General features: G+C 61.0%; 5 protein-coding genes. 3 read left to right on the top strand and 2 right to left on the bottom strand.

From position 1 onward, the window contains the following. Positions 1 to 110: 110 nt before the first annotated feature. A complete protein-coding gene (locus tag AC1DUU_RS20920; RefSeq protein ID WP_476785318.1) occupies positions 111 to 1688 on the bottom strand; it encodes a trimethylamine methyltransferase family protein in 1578 nt (525 codons plus the stop codon). Positions 1689 to 1888: 200 nt separating this feature from the next. On the opposite strand from AC1DUU_RS20920, the gene AC1DUU_RS20915 reads away from it, so the two are divergent. Continuing rightward, the gene (locus AC1DUU_RS20915; protein WP_476785317.1) at positions 1889 to 3061 is read left to right on the top strand and encodes an MFS transporter; all 1173 of its coding nucleotides are present in this window, start codon (positions 1889 to 1891) and stop codon (positions 3059 to 3061) included. Between the two features lie 87 nt (positions 3062 to 3148). Here AC1DUU_RS20915 and AC1DUU_RS20910 read toward each other — a convergent pair whose 3' ends face one another. Next, positions 3149 to 3526, bottom strand: a complete 378-nt coding sequence (locus tag AC1DUU_RS20910; RefSeq protein ID WP_476785316.1) for a COG4315 family predicted lipoprotein — start codon at positions 3524 to 3526, stop codon at positions 3149 to 3151. A 321-nt stretch (positions 3527 to 3847) separates the two neighbouring features. Between AC1DUU_RS20910 and AC1DUU_RS20905 the strand changes: the two genes are divergently transcribed. Continuing rightward, positions 3848 to 5227: an aspartate aminotransferase family protein gene (locus AC1DUU_RS20905; protein WP_476785315.1), complete on the top strand. Its 1380-nt coding sequence runs from the start codon at positions 3848 to 3850 to the stop codon at positions 5225 to 5227. Positions 5228 to 5512: 285 nt separating this feature from the next. Continuing rightward, the gene (locus AC1DUU_RS20900; protein ID WP_476785314.1) at positions 5513 to 5887 is read left to right on the top strand and encodes a tudor domain-containing protein; all 375 of its coding nucleotides are present in this window, start codon (positions 5513 to 5515) and stop codon (positions 5885 to 5887) included. Positions 5888 to 5940 lie beyond the last annotated feature (53 nt).

The following is a 5940-nucleotide window of genomic DNA, read 5'->3' as shown; positions in this document are numbered from 1 at the left end:
GATGTAAAGCGTGCGCGAATTGTTGGTGACCTCGATCGCCTGGGCGTAGCCACCGGCGGGCATGGGGGCATCTGGCGAGTTGATCTCTCGTTTGTGCATGGAAATCCTCCTCAAAAATCGGTTGGGGCGCCGCCTTCGGCCTTGCGCTTGTCGACAAAGGCGATGAGCTCCTCGCGAATGGCCGGATCCATCCATGGTTCCTCATAGGAGGCGAGGCGCTCTTTCCAGACACGGTTTGCTTTTTCCACCGCAGTTGGACTGCCCGCCTCGGCCCAGGTCTCGAAATTACGCCAGTCTGAGATAACAGGTGCATAAAACGCGTTTTTGTAGCGGTCCTGCGTGTGCTGGGTGCCGAAGAAGTGCCCGCCAGGTCCGACATCGCGGATGGCGTCGATGGCGAGCGCCTCTTCCGACATGTCGAGCGGCGTCAGGAATTCGGCCACCATCTGCAGCAGGTCGATGTCGAGGATCATCTTCTCGTATGAGCAGCGCAGGCCGCCTTCGAGCCAGCCGGCACCGTGGAGAATGAAATTGGCGCCACCCTGGATTGCGCCCCACAGCGAAAACACACTTTCGTAAGCCGCCTGCGCGTCGACCGCGTTGGCGGCGCAGACGTTCGAGGTGCGGTAGGGGATGTTGTAGCGCCGGGCGAGTTGGCCGCCGATCAGCTGGGCCTTCATGTATTCAGGGGTGCCGAAGGCCGGCGCGCCCGACTTCATGTCGACATTGGAGGTGAAGCCGCCATAACCGACAGGCGCACCCTTGCGCACCATCTGGGTGAAGGCGAGGCCTGACAGTGCCTCGGCGTTCTGCTGAACCAGCGCGCCGGCAATGGTAACCGGGGCCATCGCACCCGACAGCGTGAACGGCGTGACGATCACCACCTGGCCCATCGACGACATCTGGATGATGCCCTCCATCATCGGCACGTCGAGCTTGAGCGGCGAGTTGGTGTTGATGATGGTGTAGACCGACGGCTGCTCCAGCATCTGCTCACGCGAGATACCGCGGGCGATGCGGGCGATCTCGATGCCATCGACGTTGCGCTCCTTGCCCAGCGAATAGATGTGGAACACCTTGTCGGTAAGGGTGGCGAGGTCGCGGATGCATTCGAGATGGCGCACCGAAGGGTGGATGTCGACGGGCTCGACCGGATAGCCACCAGTCGTTTGCAGGATGTTGTGCATCTGGGCGAGCTTGAGGAAATTGCGGTAGTCGGCCTGGTTGCCCGGACGCCGGCCACGGTCAAGGTCGGAGCAATTGGGCGCCGACGCCATCTGCGAAATGACCAGATTGTTGCCGCCGAAACGCACATTGTGCGCAGGGTTGCGGGCATGCAGGGTAAATTCCGCCGGCGCATGCGAGATCAACTCGAGGATCATGTCGGCATCGAAGCGCACGCGTTCCGAGCCCTCGCGCACGTCGGCACCGTGCGCCTTCATGATACGCCGCGCCTCGTCGTGCAGCACGTCGACGCCGATTTCCTTCAGCACGCGAAGCGACGCCATGTGAATGGACTCGAGCTGGTCGTCGGAGATCAGCTTGGTTGGCGCAAACGGTATCTTGAGCTGGCGGAATGGCGGCTGCTCGAAGGCCGAGGAAGTGCCGGCGCGCTTGCCGGCACGGCCCCCGCGGCGGGCGCGGTCGGCGGCGGGAGCCGGTTCGGCAGAGGGCAGGGCCACGGTCATGGGAATCCTCACGGCAAGGCGAATGTCGTGGGCATAATGGACCGGGCGAAAAGCCCTCATTGCGGAGGCGGCGACCAATAGCGCGAGGGAAGCGACATAAGGCGATGGGCCTGGACTGATGCTCTCAGGCGTGGTGAGGCATCCCGAGCGTAGTGGTCCGGCGATAGGATTGCTTCGACAGATTCGTTTTGGTGGCTGCGATGACATCTGCAATCTCGACCGCTGAGCCACCATTGAGATGGGCAGCACTTGGTGGCGTGACCGCTGCGCTGGCGATGTTCGGCGCAGCGCAAGGGCTGAGCTACCCGCTGTTTTCGCTGCTAATGCAGAAGCAGGGCATGTCTCCGGCGATGATCGGACTGTCGGCTGCGATGATGCCGTTGGGCCTTATCGTTTCAGCGCCCTTCGTGCCCTATGCCGTGAGACTGGTAGGTGCCCGTCCCCTGGCGGTCGGCTGTTCGCTCGCTGGCGCGCTCTGTTTTTTTGCCATCGGCTATCTGCAGGACTGGGTGGCCTGGTTCTTGATCCGCTTCCTCGTGGGCGTGGTCATCAACCCGCTCTATATTCTCGGCGAGGTGTGGGCGCTGTCGCTTGCGACGCCGTCGCGGCGCGGGCGGGTTATGGGCGTGTTCAACACGCTTATGGGCGTGGGATACGCTTCAGGGCCACTGGTGCTCACCATTGTCGGCACATCGGGCTGGACGCCGTTTGTGGTGGCAATCGCCGGTTTCGTTGCGTGTGCTGTGATGCTGCGCTTGTTGTCGGCCGGTCTCGCCGGGTTCGAGGACGACGGCCAGTCGGTCGGTGGGGTCGTCGGTTTCGCCGCACTTGCGCCGGCGTTATTGTTCGCTGTTCTCGTCTCTGCCGCCAACCAGCAAAGCACCTATTCGCTGCTGCCGGTCTTTGGCGCCGGATACGGCCTGCCGGAAGCGGTCTTGGCGGCAATGCTTACGGCACTTTCCCTAGGGAATATCCTGTTGCAGATACCGCTGGGCCTTTTGGCGGAGCGCTTCGGCGGCCGGGCCATGATCGTGTTCTGCGCGGCCACTACCGCGGTGTGCGCCCTGTTGCTGCCAATGCTGGTCGCAACCCCATTGATTTGGCCTGTGTTGGTCGTGCTTGGGGCTGTGGGCTACGGCGTCTACACCATGGCGCTCGTCGAACTGGGAAACCGCTTTGGCGGCAGCGCACTTGTGGCCGGAAATGCCGCCTTTGCGCTGATGTGGGGCGTCGGCGGTATCGTCGGGCCACCGAGTTCCGGTGTGGCAATGCAGATGTTGGGAACGCAGGGCCTGCCCACTGTCATGGTCAGCCTCAACGTGATGCTGGTCGCCTTCGCGCTTTACCGCGCGGCCAGGCGCAGTTTTTCGTGAGCACAGGACGTTATTGCAAGCTGTGGGTGCCCCACAGCTTGCGGGGATGTACGGCGGCCAATCACGGCCGTTGAGCGAGATCGGTCGTCACATCGCCTTGGCGGCGTGCCACATGCCGCCTTTGCCATCGCCAGTCATGTCGCCAGCCTTCTTGTCGCCGGCATATGTATAGAGCGGCTTGCCTTCATAAGCCCACATATGCGAGCCGTCAGCGCTCTTGACGAGGGTCCATTCCCCTTCGGCCTTGGCGCTGGCAGCGGCCTTGAAGGGCGGCCAGTTTTTCATGCAGGCCGCGTCGCAATTGGATTTGTCCTTGGCATCCTTGTCAAAGGTGTAGAGCGTCATGCCCTTGGCATCGGTGTAGATCTTGCCACCCGCGCCTTCCCCGATCTTGGCGGGTTCGGCGGCATAGGAGGCCACTGTGCTCACAAGCAGGACGGCAAGTGCTGAGAATATCGTTTTCATGATGATCGCTCCCTGGGCTTGGCCGTAAAAAACGCCGGCCACACACGCAATCAACGCTTCAAAGCGTCGCTTTATTCCAAGGCGGCGCGCGAGGTGCAATTTTTCCGACGCTTGTGGATTCGTAAAACGCCGGGTTAGAGTGTCGCCATGTGCGCATTTGTTGCCCATATCCCGTTGCCCAGCGCGGTTTCGACGCCGTCCCCACGGACGCGGCATACCGAGCTTATGCGGCTGTGCGCACGCATCGGCTATTCGCCCCCTGCCTGATCTCGAATCCGCCCCGGCACTTGCCGGATTGATTCAAGAGAAAGGCACAACCCAATGACTTATCAGAATTATTCGCTGAAGCAGCTTCAGCAGATCGACGCCGCGCACCATCTCCACCCCTTCACCGACCACAAGGAGCTGCGCGAAATCGGCTCGCGCATGATCACCCGCGCGGAAGGTCCCTTCATCTACGATTCAGAAGGTGGCGAGCTGCTCGACGGAATGGCCGGGCTGTGGTGCGTCAACATCGGCTATGGCCGCACCGAGCTTGCCGAGGCGGCTTACGCCCAAATGAAGGAGTTGCCCTACTACAATTCCTTCTTCAAATGCTCGACGCCGACGCCTGTGCTGCTGTCGAAGAAGCTCGCCGAACTGGCACCCAAGAACATCAACCAGGTGTTCTACGGTTCGTCGGGTTCGGAATCGAACGATACGGCACTTCGGCTGGTTCGCCACTACTGGGCGCTCGAAGGCAAGCCGCAGAAGAACCGCATCATCTCGCGCCACATGGCCTATCACGGCTCGACGGTCGCCGGCACATCGCTCGGTGGCATGGATGGCATGCATCACCAGCTAGGCGGTGCGGTTCCGAACATCGTTCATGTGATGATGCCATATGCCTATGAACTGGCGCTGCCTGGTGAAAGCGACCACGATTTCGGCCTGCGCGCCGCCAAGGCCGTCGAGGACGCGATCCTTGAGGCAGGCGCGGAAAACGTCGCAGCCTTCATCGGCGAGCCTATCATGGGCGCCGGCGGCGTGAAGATCCCACCTGTGAGCTACTGGCCCGAGGTGCAGCGCATCTGCCGCAAATACGACGTGCTGTTGATGCTCGACGAGGTCATCACCGGATATGGCCGCACAGGCGAATGGTTCGCGGCTCAGACTTTTGGCATCGAAGCCGACACGATAACCACCGCCAAGGCGCTGACATCAGGCTACCAGCCGCTGTCGGCACTGCTGGTCGGCGATCGGATCGCCAATACGCTTGTCGAAAAGGGCGGCGAGTTCTACCACGGCTACACCTATTCGGGGCATCCCGTGGCCTGCGCAGTAGCGCTCAAGAACCTTGAGATCATTGAACGCGAGGGCCTTGTCGAGCGGGTGAAAACCGATACGGGGCCGTATTTCGCCAAGATGCTGAAGGAGCGCATTGCCGGCCACGATCTGGTCGGCGAGGTGCGCTCGGTCGGCCTGATGGGGGCGATCGAGATCGTCAAGGACAAGGCGACCAAGGAACGTTTCTCGCCTGGAGGCAGTGCGGCGGTCGTTGTTCGCGACCACGCCATCGCCAACGGCATGATGATGCGGGCGACCGGCGACTCGATGATCCTGTCGCCGCCGCTGATCTGGACCCGCGCCACCATCGACATGGCTTTCGATCGCATCGTCAAGGCGCTCGATCTCGCCGAAGCCGACCTCCGGAAAGCCTGAACAAAAACCAGCCGGGCAGGGCATGTTCCTGCCCGGTATGTTCGCCGGACGCGGGCGGATGAACGGCACGTCGATCGTGCATTTGATCGAATAGGTGGATGTGCCGAACCGGTGCGCCGACACGACTGATCAAGAAATTCGTCGGATCAGCGTTCGGTCATCGCTGCTCCAGCTTTCGGCGCCCGGTGAAGTAACTTCATCGTGCATTCATATTAGCTCGAATATGTATTCTTACCCGGTTCAATTGGGGGCTGGTTATGGGTTGCAACCCAAGGTGATATTTTGATGAAGCATATTTCTGTTCTGTTGTCCGCAGGTGCCATTTTCGCCACCACCCTCGGCACCGCAAGCGCGCAGACAACCGGCGATTGGGTTCTCGGAAACTACAAGGGCTCTGGCTATTGGTTTGCTGGGGTCATCGAAAAGGTGCAAGGCGACAAGATCACCGTTCGATACGACGACAATGAGCGTGAAACGACCAGCCTCAGCAAGGTTCGCCCCTACGATTGGAAGATCGGCACGAAAGTCGAGTGCAATTTCAAGGGCGCCGGTGAGTGGTACAAGGGGACGATCGCTTCGTTGGCCGGCGAGAAAATTGGCATAGCCTATGATGACGGCGACAAGGAAACGACCAAGACGGGCCGCTGCCGGACAAAATGAGTAAGTTGGGCAGGCTTGCAGCCTGCCCATTTCACATGGCACTTGTCATGGCT

This window comes from Aminobacter sp. P4_H6_2 (assembly GCF_056400805.1).
The sequence above is the reverse complement of the archived record's forward strand: the minus strand, read 5'-3'. Positions and strand labels throughout refer to the sequence as shown.

Excerpts from the sequence above, each read along its gene's own strand:
- AC1DUU_RS20915 (WP_476785317.1), top strand. The coding sequence starts at position 1,889 with ATGACATCTGCAATCTCGACCGCTGAGCCACCATTGAGATGGGCAGCA.
- AC1DUU_RS20900 (WP_476785314.1), top strand. The coding sequence starts at position 5,513 with ATGAAGCATATTTCTGTTCTGTTGTCCGCAGGTGCCATTTTCGCCACC.
- AC1DUU_RS20910 (WP_476785316.1), bottom strand. The coding sequence starts at position 3,526 with ATGAAAACGATATTCTCAGCACTTGCCGTCCTGCTTGTGAGCACAGTG.
- AC1DUU_RS20905 (WP_476785315.1), top strand. The coding sequence starts at position 3,848 with ATGACTTATCAGAATTATTCGCTGAAGCAGCTTCAGCAGATCGACGCC.
- AC1DUU_RS20920 (WP_476785318.1), bottom strand. The coding sequence starts at position 1,688 with ATGACCGTGGCCCTGCCCTCTGCCGAACCGGCTCCCGCCGCCGACCGC.